Raw genomic sequence first — 24,992 nt, forward strand, 5'->3', positions numbered from 1 at the left:
GCACCGGGTCGTCACCATTCCAATCACGTTCGAAAATATTGACAGGGAGTATGTAAATGACTGTGAAAGTTGCCATCAACGGCTTTGGCCGTATCGGCCGTAACGTCCTTCGCGCTATTGTTGAATCCGGCCGCACCGATATTGAAGTCGTTGCCATCAACGACCTCGGCCCGGTTGAAACCAATGCTCACCTGCTGCGCTACGACAGCATCCACGGCAAGTTCCCGGCTGACGTCAAGGTAGACGGCGACACCATCACCGTTGCTGGCGGCAAGCCGATCAAGGTCACTGCCGTTCGTGATCCTGCCCAGCTTCCACACAAGGAACTCGGCGTCGATATCGCTCTGGAATGCACGGGCATCTTCACCGCCCGCGACAAGGCTGCCGCGCATCTGACCGCCGGCGCAAAGCGCGTCATCATCTCGGCCCCCGGCGAAGGCGCGGATCTGACGGTTGTCTTCGGCGTCAACCATGACCAGCTGACCAGCGAACACCTCGTCATCTCCAACGCATCCTGCACCACCAACTGCCTGGTGCCGGTCGTCAAGGTTCTCGATGACGTCGTCGGCATCGACCACGGCTTCATGACCACGATCCACTCCTACACAGGCGACCAGCCGACGCTGGACACCATGCACAAGGACCTGTACCGCGCCCGCGCCGCAGCCCTGTCCATGATCCCTACCTCGACCGGTGCGGCAAAGGCCGTTGGCCTCGTGCTGCCACACCTCAAGGGCAAGCTCGACGGCACCTCGATCCGCGTTCCAACGCCAAACGTCTCGGTCGTCGATTTCAAGTTCGTGGCCAAGAGAAACACTTCGGTCGAAGAAATCAACGAAGCCATCAAGTCTGCCTCCAACGGCAAGCTGAAGGGCATCCTCGGTTACACCGACGAGCCGCTGGTATCGCGCGACTTCAACCACGACAGCCACTCCTCCATCTTCGCGACAGACCAGACAAAGGTCATGGAAGGCAACTTCGTGCGTATCCTCACCTGGTACGACAATGAATGGGGCTTCTCCAACCGCATGTCCGATACGGCTGTGGCCCTCGCCAAGACCATCTGATTTTTTCGCCACAAGCGAACAGGCAAAACCCGGCTGGAGCAATCCTGCCGGGTTTTGTGTTTTGGGGTGTTGTTATATTTCAAGGCATCGATACCCTTGGAATGGTCCATCAACCGTTATCGGTCAGGCCCAACTGCCGTCCATTCTGGGCAATCCGCAGAATGGTGACGCAGTCACCTTCCACAACGAAGGCAACACTGATCTTTCGCTCAAAACCCACGACACGTAGACCTTGGCGAACATCATCGCGCAAGCTACCGCGCTCTGGAAACGTTTCGAACGATGTCAGGTAGGATGTGATGCGATCCAGATATTGCCTCGCCACCGTCTGGGACCGGGATGTGGCGCTAACATATCGATAGATTTCAACGAGGTCATTTTCTGCGTCTGGAGATAGTCTGACGTCGTAACGCTTCATCACGCTTCGTTATCAACCTCATCGAAACGACGGCCAAGCCGCTCCAACACTTTGCCGAGTTCTGCAGCTCTTCCGGGATTGATCTTGTGCGCGTCGTAAGCGGCAGCGACGTCTTCCTTCAACCAGCGCTCCACCGCAGCATCGCGGGCGGCTAGTGTGCGCAATCCATCCCTTATGACTTCGCTTTCCGTTGCGTATTCCCCAGAGGCTACTTTGGCTTTCACCATTTCTGCCATTTCGAAAGGCAGTGTCACACTCAGTGATTTCGTCGTTCGCATGGCGCACCTTTTAATGAGTGCGGATACCATACCATGCGACACGATTAAATCCTACATGCCGAATCCGTGAAAAGTTCGCCTGGAAGGCAGTCAAAACTCAGGTGATGGAAGTGTTAGAGTTGACGGCTAAACGACCAAATATCTTGCCCATCATGCCGCATACGCTGCGATCAAGCCGTTGATAGGAAGGGACTCGCTGCGCCGCAGCACGGCGAAGTGGAATTTAGGCTTAAGTCCGAAATGTCGACAGAAAAACATGGGCCTTGAAAAGAGCTTTGTCTGTCGTCCCCCTCCTTTTCGTCTTCTCCGCCTTGCTCTTGTCCACTTTCATTCGGAACAATCACCATCAAGGATTCGGTCTCATCTCAGTAGAACCGTGCCCTGCCGTATCATTCGATACACCTCGCCTTGCCCTGTCCGCTGCGCGAAACCCTGCGCCGTGGCCGTCCAAAACGTGGCGCATTGACTGCTGACGCGCGGGAGCATCTCTTGCGGTGACCGTCATGAAAGGGCATGTGCGTGGAATCATTCTATATATTGCTGCTGGTCGCCACCGTCCTCGTTCTCGTTGCCGCATTTTCCAGTCTCATCGCCTATCGTTTCGGCGCTCCGCTGCTGCTTCTTTTCCTCATGATCGGCCTTGCTGCTGGCACTGATGGGCTGGGCATTCATTTCAGCAATAATCCGCTCGCCTATATGCTGGGCTCGCTGGTGCTGGCCGTCATCCTGTTTGATTCCGGCTTTGGCACCTCCATTCAGTCCTTCAGGCTGTCAGCCGGGCCCTCCCTTTCGCTGGCAACCGTCGGCGTGGTGCTGACATCGGTTTTCTTTGCCGGTGCTGCCGCCCTCTTGCTCGGGCTCTCCTGGCTGGAAGGCCTGTTGCTCGGCTCCATCGTTGCCTCCACGGATGCAGCCGCCGTCTTCTTCCTGCTGCGCATCGGCGGCATCCACATTCGCGATCAGGTCCGCTCGACGCTGGAGGTCGAATCCGGCACCAACGATCCGATGGCCATCTTCCTCACCATTGCACTTGTCGAGGTCGTATCCAAAGGCCAGGGGCTGGCGGGGATAGACGTGAGTTTCCTGCTGCTCTTCATCCAGGAAATGGGCCTTGGCGTCATCTTCGGCCTTCTCGGCGGCATCATGATTGTCAGTGTCGTCAACCGCTTTCAGGTGAATCGCGGGCTGGTGCCCATCCTCGTGCTGGCACTCGCCCTGCTGGTCTTCTCCTTCACCGGCGCGCTGCATGGAAGCGGCTTCCTCGCGGTTTATGTCGCGGGCATTGTCGCTGGCAATCGCAAGATTTTCGCCAAGGGTGCCATTCGCCGCTTCCATGAGGGCATGACTTGGCTGGCGCAGATCATCATGTTCCTGATGCTCGGCCTGCTCGCCACGCCGTCGCAATTTCCTGCCATCATCGTGCCTGCGGTTCTGCTCGGACTGTTCCTGATCTTTGTTGCCAGACCGCTCGCCGTCTGGCTCAGCCTCATGCCCTTCAACTATACCCAGCAGGAAACCACCTTCGTCGCGTGGGTCGGCCTGCGTGGCGCGGTTTCCATCCTGCTTGCCATCCTGCCCGCACTTGGCGGGCTGGATGGTGCGGAAATCTATTTCAACGCCGCCTTCATCATCGTTCTCGTCTCTCTTCTCCTGCAGGGCTGGACCATCAAGCCCGTCGCCACGCGCCTGGGCCTCATCGTGCCGCCGCGCATGGGCGATGTAGACAAACTGGAGGTGGACCTGCCGGGCACCGCCAACCACGAGCTCATCTCCTACCGCGTCGCCAAGGGCAGCGCCGTGCTTCAGGGTGAGCGCATCCCGCGCTGGGCCATGCCCTCGCTCGTCGTGCGCGATGGCAAATCCATCCGCTATCAATATGCCGGGCGCCTGCGCGAAAACGATCTCGTCTATCTCTTTGTCATGCCGAGCTATGCGCGCCTGCTGGACCGGCTGTTTGCCAGCGCCAAACCCGTCACCAAGGATGACGAGGATATTTTCGGCACATTCGCCATCTCCCCGCACGGACCGGCAAAGGAACTCGATGCCTCCTACGGCCCCGGTCTGCTCACGCAGCAGGAAATGACCTTGACCGTCTCGGAACTCATCCAGAGCCGTCTGGGCGGCAAGGCGGAATATGCCGATCGCGTCCGGCTTGGCTCGCTCATTCTCATCGTGCGGGACCTCGATGAGAACCACGCCATATCAAGTGTCGGCATCTCGCTGGAGCCGGTCGAGCCTGCCATGGCCCTGCCGGTCTTCATCAGCCTCAAAGACATCGTCGCCCGCACGCGGCAATATCTGGCGCAGCGACGGCGCGACAAGGCAGCCGCCGCCGGTAACACGATACCAGCACCAAAGGACACGACTTCGCGTGGAGAAAATGATCGCTGAGCGACTTGCACCGTCGGTCAGGCATAGTATGGTCGCCCGCGAAGCCATTCCGTTCAACGATATCAGGATCGATATATGCCCGCCTTCAAGACCCTCGATCACCTCACCGACATCTCCGGAAAGCGCGTCCTCGTCCGCGTTGATCTCAACGTGCCGGTTGCTGACGGCAAGGTTACAGACAAGACCCGCATCGAGCGCGTAGCGCCCACCATTCTCGAATTGTCGAAGAAGGGCGCGAAAGTCATTCTGCTGGCCCATTTTGGCCGCCCGAAGGGTGAGCCCGTCGCGGATATGTCGCTGTCGCAGATCGTTTCAGCGACAGAAGAGGTTCTCGGCCTCACCGTTCATTTTGCCGCCGACTCCATCGGCCCGGTTGCAGCCGATGCCATCGCCAAGATGGCAGACGGCGATGTGCTTCTTCTGGAAAACACCCGCTTCCATAAGGGCGAAGAAAAGAACGACACCGCCTTCGTCGCAGAACTCGCAAAGAACGGCGATATCTATGTCAACGATGCCTTCTCCGCCGCTCACCGCGCTCACGCATCGACAGAAGGCCTTGCCCGCCACCTGCCCGCCTATGCCGGTCGCACCATGCAGGCCGAGCTTGAGGCGCTGGAAAAGGGCCTCGGCGCACCAGCTCGCCCGGTCGTTGCCATCGTCGGCGGCGCCAAGGTTTCCAGCAAGATCGATCTGTTGATGAACCTTGTGAAGAAGGTCGATGCTCTCGTCATCGGCGGCGGCATGGCCAACACCTTCCTCGCCGCACGCGGCACCCATGTCGGCAAGTCGCTCTGCGAGCATGATCTGGCCGAAACAGCCAAGCAGATCATGATCGAGGCCGCGACCGCAGGCTGCGCCATCGTCCTGCCGGAAGACGGCGTTGTCGCCCGCGAGTTCAAGGCGAATGCGGACAACGAAGTCGTCGACATCAACGCCATCCCTGACGATGCGATGGTGCTCGATGTCGGTCCGAAATCCGTCGAGGCCATCAAGGGCTGGATTTCGCGCGCCGAAACGCTGGTCTGGAACGGCCCGCTCGGCGCCTTTGAAATCGCACCCTTCGACAAGGCAACCGTTGCCGCTGCCCAGCACGCCGCCGAATGCACCAAGTCCGGCAAGCTGGTTTCGGTCGCCGGTGGTGGCGATACGGTCGCAGCGCTCAACCATGCTGGCGTCACGCAGGACTTCACCTACATCTCCACCGCAGGCGGCGCCTTCCTGGAATGGATGGAAGGCAAGGTCCTGCCCGGCGTGGCAATCCTCAACGAACAGAAGTAATGCGGAAATTTATCTGAGGCGGCTCGCCCGCCTCAGATGCCCTATCCTCGACGTCATCCTTAAGCCCCTGCCAAGAATATCCTCCCCCTTCGAAGACGCGACGTTTCAGATGCGCGGGACAAGCTCGAGCATGACGAATATGCTCGCCGGCTCTTCCACGCTGCATGTTACGCTTGGCGTTCCACCAGCTCACCAATTTAAAGCTTTTAAAGATTTTCTAAAGTTTCAAACGATTGAAATGATTTCAATCGTTTCAATGAGTTAGCGTGCCATTTTCCTGCCTTGGATCTTCTGGTAACCCAAAATCCATCATGCCCAAGGGAGATTTGAAATGAGCGAGCGTCTTGAAGATATTGCGGTGAAAATGGTCGCCAATGGGAAGGGTCTGCTTGCCGCAGACGAATCCACCGGCACCATCAAGAAGCGTTTTGACAGCATCAATCTGGAATCCACGGAAACCACCCGTCGCGATTACCGGGAAATGCTCTTCCGCACGGAAGAGGCTATGACGAAGTGCATTTCGGGCGTCATTCTTTATGAGGAGACCCTGTTCCAGAAGGCTGCAGATGGCACGCCTTTTGTTGATATCATCCGCGCTGCAGACAGCATTCCCGGCATCAAGGTGGATATGGGCGCAAAGCCGCAGGCTTTCTTCCCGGGCGAAACCGTTACCGAAGGCCTCGATGGTCTCGCAGATCGCCTCAAGACCTATTATGATGCCGGTGCGCGCTTTGCCAAGTGGCGCGGCGTCATCAACATCGGCGGTGGCTTGCCCACATGGGGTTCCATAAAGGCGGATTCCCAGGCACTCGCCCGTTATGCAGCGCTCTGCCAGCAAGCTGGCATCGTCCCCATCGTAGAGCCGGAAGTGCTCATGGACGGCGAACCCGGCACCCACAGCATCGATCGCTGTGCGGAAGTAACCGAATGGGTCCTGCGCACCGTCTTTACCGATCTCTATGATGCCCGCGTCAAGCTCGAGGGCATGATCCTGAAGCCGAACATGATCATCGACGGCAAGAACGCCCGCAAGGCGTCGGTGGCTGAAGTGGCCGAGAAGACCGTCAAGGTTCTGAAGTCCACCGTCCCCTCCGCCGTTCCCGGCATCGCCTTCCTGTCCGGCGGCCAGTCCTCGGAAGAAGCCACCGCCCACCTGTCGGCTATGAACAGCGGCTATGACCTGCCCTGGGCGCTCACCTATTCCTACGGCCGCGCCCTGCAGGATGCAGCGCTCAAGGCATGGGGCGGCAAACAGGAAAACGTCGCCGCCGGCCAACGCGCCTTCCGCCACCGCGCCGAAATGAACACGCTCGCCGCGCTTGGCAACTGGCAGCAGGAACTCGAAAAGGCGGCGTAAGGCAGAAGCCCTTTCTCGCATGACATTGTAAACGCCCGCAGCTCCGTTGCGGGCGTTTTCTTTTTTCGCCACCCTCCCCTTTTCGATCCCCGGCGGTAAAGGCAAGATGCAATCTCTGCGACAAAGCCCTCAATCCGTACGACACGGACATGCCACCGCCACGACAGTCGGCTTGCTGACGTGGTGGTGGGCGGCGAAGAGATGCAGAGTTTCGAGATCGAATTCGGAGACAGGACAATGTTGATTCAGAAACTGAGATTGCAACGCGGCTGGTCGCAGGAACAACTGGCCACTGTCAGCGGCCTGAGCACGCGCACAATCCAGAGGATCGAAGGCGGGCAGCAGCCCAGTCTCGAGACCATGAACACTTTGGCCGCCATCTTCGAGATCGATGTATCGCAACTCTCGGGACAGGATCGAAAAGACATGCCGCTCACACCCAACAGCACCTCGGAGGCCGAAGAGGCCGTTGCTTTCGCTCGCGTGCGCCAGATCAAGGCGTTTTACTTGCACGTCGTCAAATATAGCGCGGTGATGACGTTTCTTCTAGTCATCAATCTTACCACCAGCCCCAGCTATTTATGGGTGGTTTGGCCCGCTCTCGGCTGGGGGATTGGCCTTGTCGGGCACGGCCTGACGACCTTCGAGCTTGTGCCGTTTCTCAATGGTGACTGGGAAAAGCGACGCGTCGAGCATTATTTGAAGAGGAAGCTCTAGGCACAGCCCTGCGCCATTGCCCGCCTACACCCTCAAGGCCGCAGCAGCAGCACCAGCGTCCAGATGACGAATGCCGCGATGGCGATCTTCCAGAAATCGCCGCGCTTGCGCAGTCCGGGCAGGCCGAGCGGGCGGATAAGCTGGACGCCCATGGCCAGAAGAAGAAATAGCCCGATTGCCTTCGTCATCCCGAAACCTTTTGGCTTTATTGAAACAGCGTCACAGGCTGGACATTTTTAATGTTCACCAAGGACGGGCAACCTATTCGCGCGTCGCCGACCAGATCTACATCCTGAATCGCTTAGCATGAGAGTGGCTTCATGAGCAGAAACCTTCTACCCGTATTCGCTCTTTTATCCAGCACCTTGTTTCTGTTTCTTGGCAATGGCCTGCAGGGCCTTCTGCTGCCCGTGCGCGGGTCGGCTGAAGGCTATTCCAATGAAGTCCTTGGTTTTCTTGGCACGTCCTGGGCGGCTGGCTTCGTCATAGGCTGTTTTGTAGCACCGGCCATCGTGCGTCGCGCAGGCCATATCCGGGCGTTCGGAAGTTTCGTCGCGCTCATTTGCCTGACGGTGCTGCTTACGGGACTTCTCATCGATGATGTGGCCTGGGTCTCGCTGCGGGCGCTTACCGGCTTCTGCACGGCTGGCACGTCGATGATCATCGAAAGCTGGTTGAACGAGCGCGCCACCAATGAAAGCCGGGGCGCGATCTTCTCGCTCTATATCGCCATCACGCTGTTCGGCGTCGTGGCCGGGCAGCTCGTCGTGCCCTTTGGCAATGTCAGCACCACCTCGCTCTTCATGGTCTGCGCCATCATCTACTGCGTCGCCATCATGCCTGCCATGCTGTCGAGGGCCGAAAGTCCCCAACCTCTGAAAAAGGTCAAGCTGGACCTGCCTGCCCTCTACCGAACCTCGCCGGTGTCATTCGTCGGCATATTGCTGATCGGCATTGCCAACGGCGCCTATGGCACGCTGGGTGCTGTCTTCGGTGCCCGCGCCGGGCTCGAGCCCACCACCATTGCCATCATGGTCAGCGTCACGATCTTTGTCGGTGCGCTAGCGCAGTTTCCGGCGGGCAAGCTGTCCGATCGCATCGACCGGCGCTTCGTGCTAGCCGGTCTTTCCGGCCTGGCGGCCGTGGCCGGGCTGGCGGTTACGCTTATCCAGCCAAGCCATGTCTACTTCCTGATCGGCATGATCGCCGTTTATGGCGCAGCGGCCAACGCGCTCTACCCCATCGCCGTCGCCCATGCCAATGACTTCGCCTCCTCGGAAGACTTCGTCAAAGTATCCGGCGGCCTGCTGCTGCTCTATGGTATCGGCACCATCATCGGGCCAACGCTGGGCGGTCCGATCATGACCGCCTTTGGTCCCTACGCACTTTTCATGGTCACAGCGGTTTCCCATCTGCTGATCAGCGCCTATGCTATCTTCCGCTCCAGGCAGCGCGCCGCACTGTCTACGGCGGAGAAGGACAATTTCTCCACCGCTGCTGCGGCACCGCTGGCCACACCCGAGAGCGTGTCGCTTGATCCCCGTGCACCCCACTACCCGGAGGATGAGGCGGAACTTGAAAAAGGAGCTGGCATATGAGTGTTTTCGATGACGAACATCTGAAGAGACAGGCAACGACTCATGTGATCGGTGGCGATCTCAGCCTTCTTTCGGTTGACGAGCTGACCGCGCGCGTTGCAATTCTTCAGGCAGAGATCAAACGGATCGAAGATGAACGGGAAAAGAAGTCCGCCGGACGAAAGGCAGCCGAAACCCTGTTTCGCTCGTAACTGCTGTCGAAACTGTTCATTAACGTTACGGCGCGGGACAGCGTTTCGTTTACCATTAACGCAAAATTAAGCTTTTTGAGCGATAACTATACATGTCCAGTTCTTCTGGACCTCAGGCAGTTTCTCCTATCGGCGAATTGGTCTGATTTTTCTCCCTGTTTTACCTTGAGAGCCGCTTCTGCGGCTCTTTTTTTATCCCGTAACAATATCGCCAAAGCTGTGGGTATTAACCTTTCTTTAATAATCAGCTTGCGCATTTGCGTTATTGATATCATCCTGAAAATACAAAGAGGCCGGAACTATTAAGCCTCTACTCCGTTGCCAGTTGTATGGTGCGTAAGCAGGATTTGGAAAAAATGTCAGAACAGGTTTTGAATACAATCAGTTTTGCTGGCCGGGCTGCAGCATCCAACCAGTTCAAGACTCTCTATTCTGAGGGTATGACTTTGGTTGAGGAAACTGCGACTTATCTCGACGGTTCCGGACGCGCTGCCTCCAAGGTATTGCCGCGCATGGCGTCGGTTCTGTACGCAGCTGAATCCATGCGGCTCACCACCCGCCTGATGCAGATGGCATCCTGGCTTCTTCTGCAGCGCGCCGTCAACAATGGCGAGATGAGCCGTGATCAGGTTCTGAGCGAGAAGAACAAGGTGCGTCTCGATAACTTCAACGTAGATCGTAACGCGCCGGGCTGGAACGATCTGCCGGAGTCCTTCCGCGATCTGGTTGAGCGCTCTCTTCGCCTCCAGAACCGCGTCGCCCTTCTCGACCGCGAAATCTATCGCCCGGCGGAAGCTTCGAAGGTTCCAGACAACGAAAACAGCGTTCAGGCCCAGCTTAACCTGCTGCGCACGGCATTCGCCGGAAACTAAGTTTTCGAAAATGAGAATAAAATTAAGCAGGCTTCGGCCTGCTTTTTTATTTCCTGAAATATCGCGCATAACTTCAGGCAACAAAAAACCCCGGATCGCTCCGGGGCTTTTTTAATCCTGAGAGGATCAACAGGCTTAGAGGCCGAGGCCGCCGAAGCGCTTGTTGAACTTGGAAACGCGGCCACCGCGGTCCATCAGCTGCTGGTTGCCGCCGGTCCATGCCGGATGCGACTTTGGATCGATTTCGAGGTTCATGACCTGACCCTCGGAGCCCCATGTGGAGCGTGTTTCGTATTCTGTGCCATCGGTCATGACCACTTTGATCACGTGATAGTCTGGATGAATTTCAGCCTTCATGACAATCTTCCTGCTTTAGTGACATGCGGACCATTTGCCGCAATTGCGTCAACTGAGCCAATTCAATATGAAGCTCCAGACCATTTGGCCATGGCTTCCCAATTCGATGCGGAGCCTATACATGAAGGTCGCCGAGATAACAAGTGCCTGCCGATGTATGGAACCCTACTTGGTCACACATCTGATAAGACACCTTTGATATTGCCAGAAACTCGGGAAAATCGACGCGAAACTGGCAGATGCGGGAGTATGAAGTGGAAGATATGCAGGAACAGAAAACGGCCCGGCGCAAGTCTCCACGACCGCTTGCCAGCCTCTTCCCTTATCTGAAACGATATCGCGGCCTCGTTGCCGCAGCACTTTTTGCCCTTGTGCTCTCATCGGCAACCACGCTCGCGCTGCCACTCGCTGTTCGCCGGATCATCGACCATGGCTTCGAAGGTGCCGATGGCGCCATGATCAACAGCTACTTCGCCATGCTTCTGGCCATAGCGGTCGTTCTCGCGCTGGCCAGCGCCATGCGCTATTATTACGTCATGACGATCGGCGAACGGGTTGTCGCCGACCTTCGCCATGATGTTTTCGCGCATCTGACGTCCTTGTCGCAGGCTTTTTTCGACGTCAACCACTCCGGGGAACTCACATCGAGGCTAACCGCAGACACGGTTCAGATACGCTCTGCCTTCGGCTCGTCCGCCTCCGTCGCGCTGCGCAACATCCTGCTCTGTCTCGGCGGCGTGGCGATGATGGTCTACACCAGCCCCAGCCTCTCAGGCCTTGCGCTGCTGGCCATTCCCCTCATCGTCTTCCCGCTGATCGCCTTTGGTCGCTCCGTGCGCTCCCGCTCCAGAACAACGCAGGATACGCTTGCGGCATCCGCCGCCTTTGCTGCTGAAACCATTGCTGCCAGCCGGACCATCCAGTCCTTCAACGCCGAAATGCTGGCAAATGCCCGCTACAATGAATCGGTGGAAAAGGCCTATCAGGGGGCACGCTCCGCCATCAGTGCCCGCGCCGTGCTGACCGCCGTCGCCATCAGCTTCGTCTTCGGCAGCGTGGTCGCCGTCTTGTGGTACGGCGCCCATGGCGTCCTCGTCGGCACGATTTCGGCTGGCACGCTCAGCCAGTTCGTTCTCTATTCCGTTATCGCTGCAAGTTCCCTCGGGCAATTGTCCGAAGTCTGGGGAGAGCTTTCGCAGGCGGGCGGCGCGGCCGAACGACTTTCCGAACTGCTGAATGAGAAATCACCGGTCGAAAATCCGGCGAACCCGCTCGCCCTGCCCGTGCCCGCCCGGGGTGAAGCCAGCTTTGAAAACGTCGCTTTCCACTACCCCCAGGGGAACAACAGACCGATCATCTCCGACCTGTCCTTCAAGGTATCCCCAGGCGAGACGGTCGCGATTGTCGGTCCCTCCGGCGCGGGAAAGAGTACGGTCTTTTCGCTTCTCATGCGCTTTTACGATCCGCAGGCAGGCCGCATCACGATAGACGGCATAGACATCCGCTCCGTGACCCTTGAAGACCTGCGCTCCCGCCTCGCCATCGTACCGCAGGACGTGGCGGTCTTTGCATCCTCCATTCACGACAACATCGCCTTCGGCAAGCCGGGCGCCAGCCGTGAGGAAGTTAGGGCAGCAGCCATCGCGGCGCAGGCCGACGGGTTCATCGCCAAACTCCAGGATGGGTACGATACGGTTGTCGGCGAGCGTGGGGTAACGCTTTCCGGTGGCCAGCGCCAGCGCATTGCCATCGCCCGTGCCATTCTTCGCGATGCGCCGATCCTGCTGCTCGACGAGGCCACCTCCGCACTTGATGCCGAGAGTGAAACTTTGGTGCAAAAGGCGCTCGATCAGCTCATCGCCAAGCGGACCACCATCGTCATTGCCCATCGCCTTGCAACTGTCCTGAAGGCAGATCGCATTCTGGTCATGGATGAGGGCCGCATTATCGAAGAAGGCACGCATCAGAGCCTGTCTCGTCAAGGCGGTCTCTACGCAAAGCTTGCCCGCCTTCAGTTCGAAACCGGCAATGACGAGGTCGTGACGCTGGTCAAGACAAGCTAGAGCGTTTCCCTGTTGAATGAAAAGGCTCTAGGCATCCAGACTCCGGCCCGCAACGCGGCCGGAGAAGAGGCAGCCACCAAGGAAGGTGCCTTCCAGCGCGTTATATCCATGCATACCGCCTCCGCCAAAGCCTGACACTTCGCCCGCGGCATAAAGCCCGGGCACCGGCTGACCAGAGCCGTCAAGCACGCGGCCAGAGAGGTCCGTGTGCAGCCCGCCCAGCGTCTTGCGGGTAAGGATATGCAATCGCACTGCAATCAACGGGCCAGCGGCGGGGTCCAGCAGCCGGTGCGGCTTGGCGGTCCGCATCAGCTTGTCGCCGAGATAGTTTCGCGCACCCCTGATGGCGGTGATCTGCGCATCCTTGCTGAACCCGTTGACCAGCTCCCTGTCACGCGCTTCGATCTGCGTGCGAATATGGCCGATGTCCAGCCTCCCCTCGCCGCTGATATCGTTCATGGCTTTTACCAGCTCCTCCAACGAGTCGCGCACGGCAAAATCCTCGCCGCGATCCATGAAGGCCTGCACCGGACCCGGAGGCTCCTTGCCCAGGCGTTTCAGCAGAAGCCGAATATTCTTGTCGGTGATATCAGGATTTTGCTCGGAACCGGACAGTGCGAATTCCTTCTTGATGATTGCCTTTGTGAGGATGAACCAGCTGTAATCGCTTTTTCTCTCACGCAGCATCTTCAGCGTACCGAGCGTATCGAAGCCCGGCATGGCGGGAGCCTCCAGCCGGTTGCCATACGCGTCACACCAGAAGGATGAAGGGCCGGGAAGAATACGAATGCCGTGATTGGGCCAGATCGGATCGTGGTTTTTCACGCCTTCGGTATAGTGCCACATGCGGTCGCGGTTGATGACGGCACCACCCGCCGCTTCGGTGATACCGATCATCCGCCCGTCGACATGGGCCGGCACACCACAGACCATATCGGCAGGCGGCTCACCCAGACGTTCGACTGGCCAGTTTCGACGCACAAGCTCATGATTGCCGCCAATTCCACCTGACGTAACCACTACGGCGGACGCCTCGAACCGGAAATGCGAGACGGCAACCCGGCTGCTTTTCCCGCCCCGCTGCACCGGATCAGCGGCCAGAACGGTGCCGGAGACCCCGCTCACAACGCCATTTATAGCCTCCAGAGCATCGACCTGATGGCGAAATCTGAAGATGATCCTGCCCGCATCCGCATGGGCCTTCGCCGTTTGGACAAAGGGAGCAAGAACGCCGGGCCCTGTTCCCCAGGTAACATGAAAACGGGGAACGGAGTTGCCGTGACCATCGGCCTTCGCGCCGCCACGCTCGGCCCATCCGACAACGGGGAACCAGCGCATACCCAGGCCGTGCAGCCACGACCGCTTTTCACCGGCTGCGAAATCAAGGTAGGCCTCCGCCCAACGACGCGGCCATTGGTCTTCTGAGCGATCAAAGGCAGCTGAACCCGCCCAATCCTGACGGGCGAGATCCAGGCTGTCGCGAATACGCATGAAACGCTGTTCAGGACTATCGACAAAAAACAGCCCACCGAGGGACCAGAAAGCCTGCCCCCCGAGATTCTGCTCCCCCTCCTGATCGAGCAGGCAGACCTTGCGGCCTCGATCCGCAGCCTCCGTCGCGGCCACCAACCCGGCCAGTCCAGCCCCGACAACGATAACGTCAAATTTCTCCATCGACCCCTCCCGGCGGATTCGCCTTACTTTTACGCGAACGTCAATGGATTGCAACGACCGGCCAAAGCCAGTTTTGCATGATGATGGGGAAGCTATCCTGCCATGCTCGCAAGCGCACGAATTCATGCTGCCCGGGATCACAAACGATACCGCGACACCGCCAAGCTCCGTCTCAGCAGGAAAATCAATGAAAGCGAAGGTGCAGCGTCTGGCGCATCCTCACCGAGAACCCAGACACCGCGCTGCTGCGGCAGCGGAAGTTCCGCTGCTATCGTTCGGTCAGCTTCAACTCGATGCGACGGTTCTGCGACCGGGCTTCCGGTGTATCGCCAGCGGCCAACGGTTGAAATTCGCCAAAGCCCGCAGCGACCAGCCGATTGGCCGGAACCCCCCTGGAGATGAGATACTTCACCACGGAGGTTGCGCGTGCCGAAGATAGCTCCCAGTTGTCACGGAACCTGCCGGAGCCGGACAGCTGAACGTTGTCCGTATGACCATCCACGCGCAGAACCCAGTTGATTTCTGCCGGGATTTCCTTGGCAAGATCGATGATCGCAGCGGCAAGCTTGCCCATCTCTGCCTGTCCTTCCGGGTTCAGATCATTGCCACCGGATGGGAACAGCACTTCCGATTGAAAAACGAAGCGGTCGCCCACAATACGGATATTCTCTCGGTCGGAAAGGATTTCGCGAAGCCGCCCGAAGAAATCGGAGCGGTAGCGGTTCAGTTCCTGTACCCGCTGCGCCAGCGCGACGTTGAGACGGCGACCGAGATCGGCAATTTTGACCTGAGACGATTCATCCTTTGCTTCAGAGGCCTGAAGAGCGGCTTCGACCGAGGCGATCTGCGCCCGAAGGGCTGCAATCTGCTGATTGAGCAGGTCGATTTGCGACGACGCGCGCGCACCGGCCTGACGGGCATCTTCCAGCTCGCTGGACAACTGCCCGACGCGGGCATTGGCAGCGGAGCTGTTGCCAGCGCCGGAATCCAGCAGCGATTGCAGGCGCGACCGCTCATTTTCCGACGCAGCCAGAGTGGATTGCAGATTGGCAAGCGTATCTTCGATATCCTGCTTGCTGCCTTTTTCCAGCGCGAGCAGCTCGGTCAATTCGGCAATCTGGTTGTTCAGCCGGGTGAGCACCTCATCCTTGCCCGAAATTTCCCGCGACAGCACGAATTGCGCCAGCACGAAAACGGTCAGCAGGAACATGATGGCCATGAGCAGCGTCGACAGGGCATCGACGAAGCCGGGCCAGTAATCGACACCGCGATCGCGACGGCGGTTGCGCGCAAGCGCCATGATCACTCGCTCCCGTTATCGTGTCGAACAGGGCGACCGGCGCTTTTCTGCTCGGCGTCTATTCGGGCGGACAGACGGTCGAGCGTGCGCCGAAGCGACCGAGACTCCTCCTGCTGCGCCTCGATCCAGTCGCGTAGCATCTGCTGCTCTCCGCGCATGTTCTTGACCAGGCCCTGAATACCTTCCGCAAGACTGGTCATTGCGGCCAGCGACCGTTCCGTTCCAACGGCACCGTAGCCGCTGCCCTTTGCTTCACCAGCCAGATCCGTACCCGGATCTGTTACGGAGGAAAGCCAGTTTTCAAGCTCGGTATAAAACCGGTTCTGGGCGCGCCCGGCCTGCAGGTCAAGAAAGCCAAGGATAAGCGAGCCGGAGAGACCAAGCAGCGACGAGGAAAACGCCGTTCCCATGCCGGACAAAGGCGCAGTAAGCCCTGATTTCAGCGAGGAGAGGATATCGGTGCTTTCCCCCGCCGTCGGGTCCAGCCCCTGAATAACATCACTGATGGCGCCGATGGTGCCGATGAGGCCCCAGAACGTGCCGAGAAGGCCGAGAAACACCAGAAGGCCGATGAGATAGCGCGACGTATCCCGTGATTCGTCCAGTCTCGTCGCAATCGAATCCAGCAATGATCGCTGCGTAACCGTCGACAGGCGCATCTCGCCACGCTTGCCGATGACGGAGCGCATGGGGGCCAGCAGTTTCGGCGCGCGACCGGCCTTTTCCACGGTGCCAGCGGCCTGATAGTTGTTGAACCAACGAACTTCCGGGCGAAGCGAGAGGATCTGCGTAAAAACGAGAATGATGCCAATGACCAGAACGCCGAGAATAAAGCCGTTCAGACCCGGATTGGTCATGAAAGCAGTCTGGGCCTGACGAAAGAGAATGGCAGCCAGAAATGCGACGATGATCAGAAAGATCACCATCGTCCATAAAAAGGGCGTGGGGCTCGACAGCTTGTGAAGATATTGTTTCGTCACCGGTTTCTCGACGCCGACATCGAGCCGTTCCGTATCCGCCATAATTCTCATTCCCTCTGGCATTGCCGCAACATCCGCACGACCATCTAAGGTCGCAGCAGGCGTGATCACGGTTCTGACCGGAAGCTAGTGGAAAATTAAGACGAATTGAAGTGAAAAGCCGGTAACACGCCAAGGCTTTTTCCATGACGGCGTGATTGCCTGGCCGTAAAGATCGCGAACCGCCATTTGGAGAGGTGGCGCCGGCCGCCAGATCCCGTTTACCCGGCGACAGCTTCCTTGTCTCATCCCACAGTTGAGGGGGGCTCCACTGCGTTCAAGTTCCTGATTGCAATGGAGTCTTTTGCCCTTGCGACATCGCCGCCGGATATCGCATGAAGCCCGGCCTGACGGCGCGAGCCTGTATTACCGGCCCGGAACAGGCCGGTTGACCACTTCGTTCAAAGCCTTGTGGATATATTCATTGCCGGCAACCACGCTGCCTGTGCCGAAGATGTCCTGACCACCCTTCATGTCGCTGACGAAGCCACCGGCCTCGCGAATGAGGACGAGCCCTGCCGCCATATCCCATGGGGCAAGATCGGCTTCCCAGAAACCGTCCAGTCGACCGGCAGCAACATAGGCGAGATCCAGCGACGCGGCGCCGAAGCGGCGCACGCCTGCCACTTCGCCCATGACATGGCGAAGCTCAACCAGGAATTTGCCGTGATTGCCACGACCCAGATGCGGAACACCGCAGCTGACGACGCAATCGGTGATCTGCCTGCGCGCGGCAACGCGAATGCGGCGATCGTTGAGGAACGCGCCGCTGCCACGCTCTGCAGTGAAAAGCTCGTCCGTGGCCGGGTTGAAAATGACACCGGCGACGACTTCGCCATTGCGCTCCAGAGCGATGGAAACCGCAAATTGCGGAATACCGTGCAGGAAGTTGGTGGTGCCATCGAGGGGGTCGACGATCCAGCGATGCGCGCCGTCCGAGCCCTTTTCCTCGCCGCCTTCTTCACCCAGGAAGTCATAGGTCGGACGAGCCTTCATCAACTCGTCGCGAACGATTTTTTCCGCCTTGAGATCGGCCTGCGAGACGAAATCGCCCGGTCCCTTGACCGAAACCTGCAGGTTCTGCACTTCACCGAAATCGCGAGACAGGGATTTTCCTGCCTTGAGAGCGGCCTGAACCATGACATTGAGAAGGGCTGAACGGGCCATGAAAATGTTCCTGAAAGGTGGCTGAGCCTGCGAGCCGGAATACTGGCAGGCACGCGGATATGGTTTCTGATGGAAAGTTTGCGGTTCAAGACCACAAAACGCGCTGCAATTCAAGGCAAAAAGCCTGGATATGGCCGTTGTCAGGCCGGACGGAACCGGTTGGCAGCCTCTATTGCCTTCTTCTGCTGGTCCTCTTCTATGCCCAGATAGAAGTCTTCCAGCGCAGGATCCTTGAGCCCGGCACGGCGCGACAGCACATACCACTTGGCCGCCTCCACCGGATCGGGACGGGTGCCGAGCGCCTGGATATAGAGATGCGCGACCTTGTTCTGCGCAATCACATTGCCGCGCTGAGCGGCCCCGAGCAGCCAGCGAAACCCTTCTTCAAGGTTGCGTTCGCCACCCGTACCGTTGACCAGCCAGACGCCGAGATCCACCTGCGCGGTATCAAAACCGGCCTTTGCGGACCGCGTCAGCCATTCCCGGGCGCGCGCCTTCTTCTGCTGCGGAATGTCTTTCACGTTGAAGTAGATCTGCGAGACCGCATATTGCGCGTCTGCCACGCCCTTTTCGGCCGATTTCTCGTAAAATGGCAGCGCCGCCAGAAGTCCAGCCGGGCCAGGCGTCTGCGATACGAGGATCTGCGCCCAGTTGAACTCGGCTTCCGCATTGCCCGCTTCTGCGGCGCGGCGCATGTAGTCATCCGCAAGGGTCTTGTCGCGCTTGACGACCTTGCCTTCCATCAACAGCAGCGCATATTTGAACATCGCCACAGCGTCACCGCCCTTGGATGCCTGCTCGTACCAGAAGGCCGCCGTCTTCTCGTCGCGGGCAATGCCGAACCCGCGCGACATCATTTCCGCCACGAGGGTTTGTGCGGCAGCGTCGCCGGTCTGCGCACGCGCCAGAGCCTTGTCGAGCGCCTGCACATATTCGCCGCGCTGATAATGCCCGAAGGCCTCGTCAACCTTGCCAGAAAATTTCTTCTCCGGCGGCAAGGGTGGCAATTCGGCGCCCATTCGCTGATAGACTGTCACGCCCTGCGATGGCTGCAAATCCTTTTGCTCGTCGCTTCCCACACGGCCCTTGCGAATGGGCTCTGCGCCCGCCTCGGACGGGCGCGAGAGAACCTCCGGCCCTTCCGGCGCTGCCGGTCCGAAATCCGTGTCTTCTTCCGAAGGCGTGGCATCCGCAGGCGGCTGCTCGCCTACGCCGGGCAGCAAGGCTGGCTGCTGCGGCTGCGGGTTTTGCGCCAGCACCAGATGAGGCGCCAGGCACAAGGCCAGGACGAGAGCGAAAAACGACAACGAAGAAGGACGAGAGCGAGCGATCATCGCCTGTATCAACCGCCAAACCGTGGCGCTTTTTCGTCAAGCAGGGCATTCGCTTCCGCAACGGCCTGCGCCGGGCCTGACGCGTGCGCGAAGACGGCGTCCCTGAGGGCAACGAATTCGACGCCGGTTTCGGCAACCGCCGCGACGGAGGCCACATCGAGCCCGCCCATCACGATAGCCGGAATCTCGATCATCGATGCCCACCATTCGCCAAGCGCAAGGTTCTTCGGATGCGCTTCCGGCTTGATATCGCCATCAAGCTTGCCGAAGAACATGTAGTCGGGCGTGCACTCTCCCTGCTCGAGCGCCTTGTGGCGATCATCCGCCGTGCCGCCGCCGACGATCAGCTTCGGCGTGAATTTCTCAACAGCTTCGGCAAGGGCTTCTGCGCCGCCGACAATATGAAGACCATCCGCCTTGACGCGCCCGGCCACCCGGCTGTCTCCTGCCAGAAGCGCAGCAGCGCCTGCTTCCTGGATGATGGGCACCAGAACCTCTGCGCGCTTCTGATAGGCGCCGTCATCGAGATCATATTGCGGAACGATCACGGAGGCGACATCGCCGCCGCGCAACGCATCCTCCAGGGCCTTTGCCTGATCGGCTGCATCAACACCAGCAGGAACGACCAGAACGAGGCGGCAACGATCTTCAGGTCCACTCATCGATTTATCCATTTTCCGCAGACAGGACGCCCGGCGCGCAATCTGCACTCGTTTTCATGTTCTAATTCCGATAGACCGGACAGGCGAAAGGATCAACCGTCCATCCATGCTGCCCGATTTCCATTTTTTTCTCGTTGCCATTCCCGCAGTCATCCTCGTCGGCCTTTCCAAGGGCGGGCTCGGCGGCGCTTTGGCGCTGATGGGCGTGCCGTTGATGGCCCTTGCCGTTTCGCCGGTGCAGGCCGCAGCCATTTTCCTTCCCATCCTTATCGTCATGGATCTTGTGGCATTATGGGCATGGCGACATCATAACCATCAGGAAACTCTGCTTATCCTTCTTCCCGGTGCGCTGATCGGGGTTGCGGTGGGCTGGGCGACATCCGCCATCATTTCCGCCGATACGATGCGTCTGGTTCTGGCTGTCGTCACGATCATCTTCGTCGCCCAGTATTTTTACGAGCGTTTCGTCGGACGGAAGATCGAGGTGGTTGCAAAGCCGCAAAATCGGGTCAAGGCGACGATCTGGGGCACATTTTCCGGCTATTGCAGTTTCGTGGCCCATGCGGGCGGCCCGCCCTTCCAGATCTATGTGATGCCGCTGAAGCTCGATCCGAAGAGCTATACCGGCCTCAGCGTCCGGTTTTTCGCCATCGTCAATGCCATCAAGCTCGTTTCCTATTTTGCACTCGAGGCACTGGATACGGCCAATCTCATGGCGGCCTTCACGCTTTTGCCAGTCGCCATCGTCTCAACGATGGTCGGCGCGCGGGTCGTCAAATACCTCAAGCCCGCGATCTTTTACCCGCTGATGTATTCGATGGTGTTTCTGGCGGCGCTGAAACTTCTATGGGACGCCCTGACCTGAGATTTTTGCAACCTTTACCCGCACGAATCAAAAGGCCCTGATCGCGACAGCAATCAGGGCCGAATTCTTAAAGCCGCTTCAATCGTGAAGCTGGCGACACCGGTTGTTTAATGCCTAGTGGAGGCCTGCAGCCTCTGCATCTCGTCCTTCAGGCGCAGTTTTTTGCGTTTCAAATCCACAATCTGCTGATCATCTGAGGAGGGGGAAGCGAGAACGGTTTCGAGCTCCTCCTCAAGAGCACCGTGTTTCTTTTCCAGCGATGCAATATGAGCCTGAATGGTCATGCGGCACGTCCTTCCTTGTTGAACCTACCTCCAGCGCTCCATCGCTGGAGTTTCAGGTTTACGAAGGTAATGTGACATGGAAACTTTGAATTGTCGAAGGAGGAATCAAGGCAATAGTTGGGCAAAATGGTCGCACGGGAAACTTCCCGTTATCGCCATTTGGTGGTACAGGCACGAAGACCGACAACAAAATGGCCGGATGGCGGTCCGGTTGTATCATATGGGGACAAAGACATGCCTGATCAGGACCATGCGGATGTTCGGCTCGCGCTCGCAAGACTGCGGCAGGAGCACGAAGATTACGATGCGGCGATCAACGCGATGATCCAGACCAACTGCGAAGCATTGCGAATTCAGCGAATGAAGAAGAAGAAGCTGATCATCAAGGACAAGATGACCCAGATCGAAGACCAGATCATCCCCGATATCATTGCTTGAGACGGAGAGACCGTTGAGTAGAGAGACGCCGCCTGTCGCCATCATCATGGGAAGCCAGTCAGACTGGGAAACCATGAAAAACGCCGCCGATACGCTCGATGCGCTGGACGTGGAATATGAAGCACGCATCATTTCCGCCCACCGTACGCCAGAACGCATGTTCAGCTTTGCCAGCGGCGCGCGCGATGAAGGTTTCAAGGTCATTATCGCCGGTGCTGGCGGTGCGGCCCACCTTCCCGGCATGACGGCGGCGCTGACGCCGCTCCCGGTCTTTGGCGTGCCCGTTCAATCCAAGACGATGTCCGGACAGGACAGCCTCTACTCCATCGTCCAGATGCCAGCCGGCATTCCCGTCGGCACGCTGGCAATTGGACGCGCAGGCGCGATCAACGCGGCACTTCTCGCCGCAGCGGTGCTGGCCCTGTCCGATGAGGATCTGGCTGACCGGCTTGACGAGTACCGCGCCCGCCAGACGGCGGCCATTGCCGAATACCCCCTGGATACGCCACAATGAAATCTGGAACGATCGGCATTATCGGCGGCGGCCAGCTTGGCCGTATGCTGGCCATGGCGGCTGCCCGCCTCAACTTTCGCACCATCGTGCTGGAACCGCAGGCCGATTGTCCGGCAGCCCAGGTCTGCAATCGCCAGATCGTTGCCGCCTATGACGATGAAAAGGCGCTGGCGGAGCTGGCAGGCATCTGTGACGTCGTGACCTACGAGTTCGAGAACGTGCCTGTCGTCGCCGCGCAGACACTGGCCGCGTCCGTTCCGGTCTACCCACCGGCACAGGCACTCAACGCATCTCAGGACCGGTTGACGGAAAAGCGCTTCCTCAACGATTGCGGCATCCCCACAGCCGATTTCCGCGCCGTGGACGATCAAGCCGGGCTCGAAGCCGCACTTGCCGATTTCGGTGGCAAGGGCGTGCTGAAGACCCGCCGCATGGGATATGACGGCAAGGGCCAACGGGTTTTCAAGGGTGGCGAAGACCTGACCGGTGCATTCGACGCGCTGGGTGGCGTGCCGCTCATTCTCGAAAGCTTCGTACCCTTCGAGCGTGAAGTCTCCATCATCGCCGCCCGCTTTCAGGATGGAACCGTCACCTGCTACGATCCGGCGGAAAACGTCCATCTGGGCGGTATATTGCACACCTCGACCGTTCCCGCGCAGCTGGACGACACAGCAAAGGCCGTTGCTGTCGAATCGGCTGAAAAACTGCTTGCCGCGCTCGATTATGTCGGCGTTGTCGGCATCGAATTCTTCGTGCTGCCGGATGGATCTCTGGTGGCCAACGAGATGGCGCCGCGCGTGCACAATACCGGCCACTGGACGGAAGCCGCCTGCGTGGTTTCGCAATTTGAACAGCATATTCGCGCCGTGGCGGGATTGCCTGCTGGCGCGACGCACCGCCATTCCGACTGCGTGATGACCAATCTCATCGGCGACGACATGAATGACGTGCCGGAATGGCTCTCGAAAAATGATTGCCTTGTCCATCTTTACGGCAAGACCGAAGCACGTGCGGGCCGGAAAATGGGCCATGTCACACAGCTGGTGAACCCCGGAAAACCAAGTCTTTCCCGGCAAAAGACTCCTTGACGTGTTGACAGGCAAAGACTGACAAGGTATTTGCCTGCCAACCGAAAAAGGCGCGCCCTCGTAGCGCGCTTTTGATTGTTTAGATATGCGTGGCAAAACACGTCGCGCCAAACTGCGGACCAGAAAAATGAAGATCAAGAACTCGCTCAAAGCGCTTAAGGCACGTCACCGCGACAACCGTCTGGTTCGCCGCAAGGGCCGCGTCTACATCATCAACAAGCTGAACCCACGCTTCAAGGCTCGTCAGGGCTGATCGTGGATTGCGCTGCGGTTCGTCCCGGGACGGATCACATTGTTGATAGCATCCAGAATTTGATTTCATAATTGGCGCAGGCGGATTATTCTATCTGTATGCGCCAATTTTGTTTTCATGCTCTCGCTGCTGTCATGCTTGGCTTTACCGCCCTCCCCTCCGCAGGTCAAAACCTGCCAGCCGCCGAACAGGCACCAGGGAGCGCAGCGGACACTGCGCCTTTGCAGTCCGAAGCCACGCAAAATCAATCTATCGGCACTCTCTTTGAAAACCTGAAAAAAGAACGCGACGCCCAGAAGGCGCGTGTGATCGCCAACGAGATTATTGGCGAGTGGAATGATTCTGGCAGCGCGACGATCAATCTGCTTGTGAAGTGGTCCGAGGAAGCCGCCGACGAGAAACGTAAGGCCGCAGCTTACGATTTTCTCGATCAGGCAATTTTCCTCGATCCCGACTATGCTCAGGCATGGTATCGCCGCGCGCTGGTTCACTATTCGGATGGCGATGTCCGCAAGGCCATGTCTGATCTAAACCAGACACTGGAGCGGGAGCCACGCTATTTCCCTGCCCTTGCAAGCCTTGCCAATATTCTGGAAAGCAATGAGCGCGATGCGCTTGCCCTGAAGGTGTGGGAGCGATATCTGGCGCTCTACCCCGCCGACAAGGAAGCCCAGAAAGAAGCGAGCGATCTTTCCGAAAAGCTGGCGGGAACGCGCAGCTGAGGTTGCGCAGGCACCGCAGCTGAAAGCCTTTTCTGGCAGGGCAGCGCTGAGCGCCAAAACTTATTCAGGCGACGCCGATTCTCAAGAGATCGTGGAAATGTACAAGCCCGATTGGGCGATTGTCTTCATCGACGACGATGAGCGCGCCGATATGATGTTTTTCCAGGGTCGCAAGCGCTGCGGTGGCCAGAACATTCCGGGTCACTGTTTTCGGCGTTCTGGTCATGATGTCATCGACGGACAGTTCAGACAGGTTGCGCGAGAGATTGCGGGCCATATCGCCTTCGGTAACGATGCCGCAGAGGCGGCCATCATCGTCCAGCACCGCCACGCAACCGAAATGCTTGCGAGAGAGAACGCCGACGGCATCCGGCATCGACGTGCCTTTCTGAACCAGCGGCAGCCTGTCTCCGGTGTGCATGATGTCCCCCACCAGCGCGAGGCTGGCACCCAGCTTTCCGCCCGGATGGAAGACACGGAAGTCCCCCGCCGTGAAGCTGCGCGCTTCCAGAAGGGCAATTGCCAGCGCATCGCCAAGCGCAAGCTGCATCATGGTCGACGTGGTCGGCGCAAGCCCATGCGGGCAGGCTTCCTGCTCATCGGGAACAAGCAGAACGATGTCGGAAGACCGCGCCAGCGAGCCCTGCTCTGAACAGGTAAGGGCGATCAGCGGTATGGAGAAACGGCGGGTATAATTGATGATGCTGCGAAGCTCGACACTCTCTCCGCCCTTGGAAATGGCAAGAACGACATCATTGCCGCTGATCATGCCGAGATCGCCATGATTGGCCTCCGCCGCATGGACGAAGAAGGCAGGCGTCCCCGTGGAGGCAAATGTTGCCGCCAGCTTTGCGCCGATATGGCCGCTTTTCCCGACACCGGTAATGATGAGACGTCCGCCAGAACTGCCGATGGCATCGATGGCCTTGCAGAAACTATCGCCCAACGGGCCAGCCAGCGCAGCCTCCAACGCAGCAAGACCCTGCTTTTCAATGGAAACCGTCCTTAGTGCGGACTCGATGGCGTGGTTTTCAACCAATGTCACAGCTCTCGTAATCATGGCCGGACAGATACTCTTTTCAAGA

27 protein-coding genes are annotated in these 24,992 nt (G+C 58.6%); 15 read left to right on the forward strand and 12 right to left on the reverse strand.

Annotation, left to right across the window (positions count from 1 at the left end; translation table 11 throughout):
- Window positions 1–56 precede the first annotated feature (56 nt).
- On the forward strand, window positions 57–1,067 hold the full coding sequence (gene gap / locus QRN85_RS16530) for a type I glyceraldehyde-3-phosphate dehydrogenase (RefSeq protein WP_062584529.1): 1,011 nt from the start codon (window positions 57–59) through the stop codon (window positions 1,065–1,067).
- A 109-nt stretch (window positions 1,068–1,176) separates the two neighbouring features.
- On the opposite strand, the gene QRN85_RS16535 is transcribed toward gap, so the two are convergent.
- Both QRN85_RS16535 and QRN85_RS16540 read right to left on the reverse strand, forming a co-directional pair.
- Entirely contained in the window at window positions 1,177–1,485 is a 309-nt protein-coding gene (locus QRN85_RS16535) for a type II toxin-antitoxin system RelE/ParE family toxin (RefSeq protein WP_284759379.1), read from the reverse strand.
- The gene (locus QRN85_RS16540; protein WP_062584526.1) at window positions 1,485–1,763 is read right to left on the reverse strand and encodes a ribbon-helix-helix domain-containing protein; all 279 of its coding nucleotides are present in this window, start codon (window positions 1,761–1,763) and stop codon (window positions 1,485–1,487) included. The genes QRN85_RS16535 and QRN85_RS16540 overlap by 1 nt, the downstream gene beginning before the upstream one ends.
- A gap of 513 nt (window positions 1,764–2,276) precedes the next feature.
- Here QRN85_RS16540 and QRN85_RS16545 point away from each other — a divergent pair.
- From QRN85_RS16545 to QRN85_RS16560, 4 genes are all read left to right on the forward strand, one after another.
- Window positions 2,277–4,154 (forward strand): potassium/proton antiporter, encoded by a 1,878-nt coding sequence (locus tag QRN85_RS16545; RefSeq protein ID WP_284759380.1) that lies wholly within the window; start codon window positions 2,277–2,279, stop codon window positions 4,152–4,154.
- A 75-nt stretch (window positions 4,155–4,229) separates the two neighbouring features.
- The gene (locus QRN85_RS16550; protein WP_284759381.1) at window positions 4,230–5,432 is read left to right on the forward strand and encodes a phosphoglycerate kinase; all 1,203 of its coding nucleotides are present in this window, start codon (window positions 4,230–4,232) and stop codon (window positions 5,430–5,432) included.
- A gap of 331 nt (window positions 5,433–5,763) precedes the next feature.
- On the forward strand, window positions 5,764–6,789 hold the full coding sequence (locus QRN85_RS16555; RefSeq protein ID WP_284759382.1) for a class I fructose-bisphosphate aldolase: 1,026 nt from the start codon (window positions 5,764–5,766) through the stop codon (window positions 6,787–6,789).
- 237 nt (window positions 6,790–7,026) lie between these two features.
- A complete protein-coding gene (locus QRN85_RS16560; protein WP_112962978.1) occupies window positions 7,027–7,506 on the forward strand; it encodes a helix-turn-helix domain-containing protein in 480 nt (159 codons plus the stop codon).
- 32 nt (window positions 7,507–7,538) lie between these two features.
- On the opposite strand, the gene QRN85_RS16565 is transcribed toward QRN85_RS16560, so the two are convergent.
- The gene (locus tag QRN85_RS16565) at window positions 7,539–7,694 is read right to left on the reverse strand and encodes a hypothetical protein (RefSeq protein ID WP_284759383.1); all 156 of its coding nucleotides are present in this window, start codon (window positions 7,692–7,694) and stop codon (window positions 7,539–7,541) included.
- 132 nt (window positions 7,695–7,826) lie between these two features.
- Here QRN85_RS16565 and QRN85_RS16570 point away from each other — a divergent pair, with 132 nt between their 5' ends.
- From QRN85_RS16570 to rcdA, 3 genes are all read left to right on the forward strand, one after another.
- Window positions 7,827–9,104 (forward strand): MFS transporter, encoded by a 1,278-nt coding sequence (locus QRN85_RS16570; RefSeq protein WP_062584520.1) that lies wholly within the window; start codon window positions 7,827–7,829, stop codon window positions 9,102–9,104.
- Window positions 9,101–9,295: a DUF1192 domain-containing protein gene (locus tag QRN85_RS16575; RefSeq protein ID WP_284759384.1), complete on the forward strand. Its 195-nt coding sequence runs from the start codon at window positions 9,101–9,103 to the stop codon at window positions 9,293–9,295. Before QRN85_RS16570 ends, QRN85_RS16575 begins: the two co-directional genes overlap by 4 nt.
- A gap of 356 nt (window positions 9,296–9,651) precedes the next feature.
- On the forward strand, window positions 9,652–10,167 hold the full coding sequence (gene rcdA, locus QRN85_RS16580) for a protease adaptor protein RcdA (protein ID WP_284759385.1): 516 nt from the start codon (window positions 9,652–9,654) through the stop codon (window positions 10,165–10,167).
- Window positions 10,168–10,302: 135 nt separating this feature from the next.
- Here the strand turns inward: rcdA and rpmE are convergent, their stop codons facing one another.
- Entirely contained in the window at window positions 10,303–10,524 is a 222-nt protein-coding gene (gene rpmE / locus QRN85_RS16585) for a 50S ribosomal protein L31 (RefSeq protein ID WP_062584516.1), read from the reverse strand.
- Between the two features lie 254 nt (window positions 10,525–10,778).
- Between rpmE and QRN85_RS16590 the strand changes: the two genes are divergently transcribed.
- A complete protein-coding gene (locus QRN85_RS16590; RefSeq protein ID WP_113169347.1) occupies window positions 10,779–12,587 on the forward strand; it encodes an ABC transporter transmembrane domain-containing protein in 1,809 nt (602 codons plus the stop codon).
- 27 nt (window positions 12,588–12,614) lie between these two features.
- On the opposite strand, the gene QRN85_RS16595 is transcribed toward QRN85_RS16590, so the two are convergent.
- The 6 genes from QRN85_RS16595 to QRN85_RS16620 form a co-directional block, all read right to left on the reverse strand.
- Window positions 12,615–14,261 carry an FAD-binding dehydrogenase gene (locus tag QRN85_RS16595; protein ID WP_284759386.1) on the reverse strand — a complete coding sequence of 549 codons (1,647 nt, stop codon included), beginning with the start codon at window positions 14,259–14,261 and terminating at the stop codon, window positions 12,615–12,617.
- Window positions 14,262–14,529: 268 nt separating this feature from the next.
- Window positions 14,530–15,561 carry a peptidoglycan -binding protein gene (locus QRN85_RS16600; RefSeq protein WP_112962830.1) on the reverse strand — a complete coding sequence of 344 codons (1,032 nt, stop codon included), beginning with the start codon at window positions 15,559–15,561 and terminating at the stop codon, window positions 14,530–14,532.
- 2 nt (window positions 15,562–15,563) lie between these two features.
- Window positions 15,564–16,583 (reverse strand): flagellar motor protein MotA, encoded by a 1,020-nt coding sequence (locus QRN85_RS16605; RefSeq protein WP_113219869.1) that lies wholly within the window; start codon window positions 16,581–16,583, stop codon window positions 15,564–15,566.
- A 363-nt stretch (window positions 16,584–16,946) separates the two neighbouring features.
- On the reverse strand, window positions 16,947–17,747 hold the full coding sequence (locus tag QRN85_RS16610; RefSeq protein ID WP_062584508.1) for an inositol monophosphatase family protein: 801 nt from the start codon (window positions 17,745–17,747) through the stop codon (window positions 16,947–16,949).
- A 140-nt stretch (window positions 17,748–17,887) separates the two neighbouring features.
- Complete coding sequence (locus tag QRN85_RS16615; RefSeq protein WP_284759387.1) at window positions 17,888–19,081, reverse strand: tetratricopeptide repeat protein; 1,194 nt, start codon at window positions 19,079–19,081, stop codon at window positions 17,888–17,890.
- A gap of 8 nt (window positions 19,082–19,089) precedes the next feature.
- The gene (locus QRN85_RS16620) at window positions 19,090–19,743 is read right to left on the reverse strand and encodes a thiamine phosphate synthase (protein ID WP_062584504.1); all 654 of its coding nucleotides are present in this window, start codon (window positions 19,741–19,743) and stop codon (window positions 19,090–19,092) included.
- Between the two features lie 106 nt (window positions 19,744–19,849).
- On the opposite strand from QRN85_RS16620, the gene QRN85_RS16625 reads away from it, so the two are divergent.
- Window positions 19,850–20,608: a sulfite exporter TauE/SafE family protein gene (locus QRN85_RS16625; protein ID WP_284759388.1), complete on the forward strand. Its 759-nt coding sequence runs from the start codon at window positions 19,850–19,852 to the stop codon at window positions 20,606–20,608.
- 107 nt (window positions 20,609–20,715) lie between these two features.
- Here the strand turns inward: QRN85_RS16625 and QRN85_RS16630 are convergent, their stop codons facing one another.
- Window positions 20,716–20,892: a YdcH family protein gene (locus QRN85_RS16630; protein ID WP_082469588.1), complete on the reverse strand. Its 177-nt coding sequence runs from the start codon at window positions 20,890–20,892 to the stop codon at window positions 20,716–20,718.
- A 234-nt stretch (window positions 20,893–21,126) separates the two neighbouring features.
- Between QRN85_RS16630 and QRN85_RS16635 the strand changes: the two genes are divergently transcribed.
- The 5 genes from QRN85_RS16635 (at window position 21,127) to QRN85_RS16655 (ending at window position 23,907) form a co-directional block, all read left to right on the forward strand.
- The gene (locus QRN85_RS16635; RefSeq protein ID WP_062585544.1) at window positions 21,127–21,330 is read left to right on the forward strand and encodes a YdcH family protein; all 204 of its coding nucleotides are present in this window, start codon (window positions 21,127–21,129) and stop codon (window positions 21,328–21,330) included.
- Between the two features lie 13 nt (window positions 21,331–21,343).
- Complete coding sequence (gene purE / locus QRN85_RS16640) at window positions 21,344–21,844, forward strand: 5-(carboxyamino)imidazole ribonucleotide mutase (protein ID WP_082469587.1); 501 nt, start codon at window positions 21,344–21,346, stop codon at window positions 21,842–21,844.
- Entirely contained in the window at window positions 21,841–22,932 is a 1,092-nt protein-coding gene (locus QRN85_RS16645) for a 5-(carboxyamino)imidazole ribonucleotide synthase (RefSeq protein ID WP_284759389.1), read from the forward strand. Before purE ends, QRN85_RS16645 begins: the two co-directional genes overlap by 4 nt.
- A 127-nt stretch (window positions 22,933–23,059) precedes the next feature.
- Entirely contained in the window at window positions 23,060–23,185 is a 126-nt protein-coding gene (gene ykgO, locus QRN85_RS16650; RefSeq protein ID WP_062584498.1) for a type B 50S ribosomal protein L36, read from the forward strand.
- Window positions 23,186–23,283: 98 nt separating this feature from the next.
- On the forward strand, window positions 23,284–23,907 hold the full coding sequence (locus QRN85_RS16655) for a hypothetical protein (protein WP_502870790.1): 624 nt from the start codon (window positions 23,284–23,286) through the stop codon (window positions 23,905–23,907).
- 64 nt (window positions 23,908–23,971) lie between these two features.
- Here the strand turns inward: QRN85_RS16655 and QRN85_RS16660 are convergent, their stop codons facing one another.
- A complete protein-coding gene (locus QRN85_RS16660; RefSeq protein ID WP_062584494.1) occupies window positions 23,972–24,967 on the reverse strand; it encodes a KpsF/GutQ family sugar-phosphate isomerase in 996 nt (331 codons plus the stop codon).
- Between the last annotated feature and the right edge of the window lie 25 nt (window positions 24,968–24,992).

The sequence above is a fragment of the Agrobacterium sp. fls2-241-TYG-188a genome, from assembly GCF_030209845.1.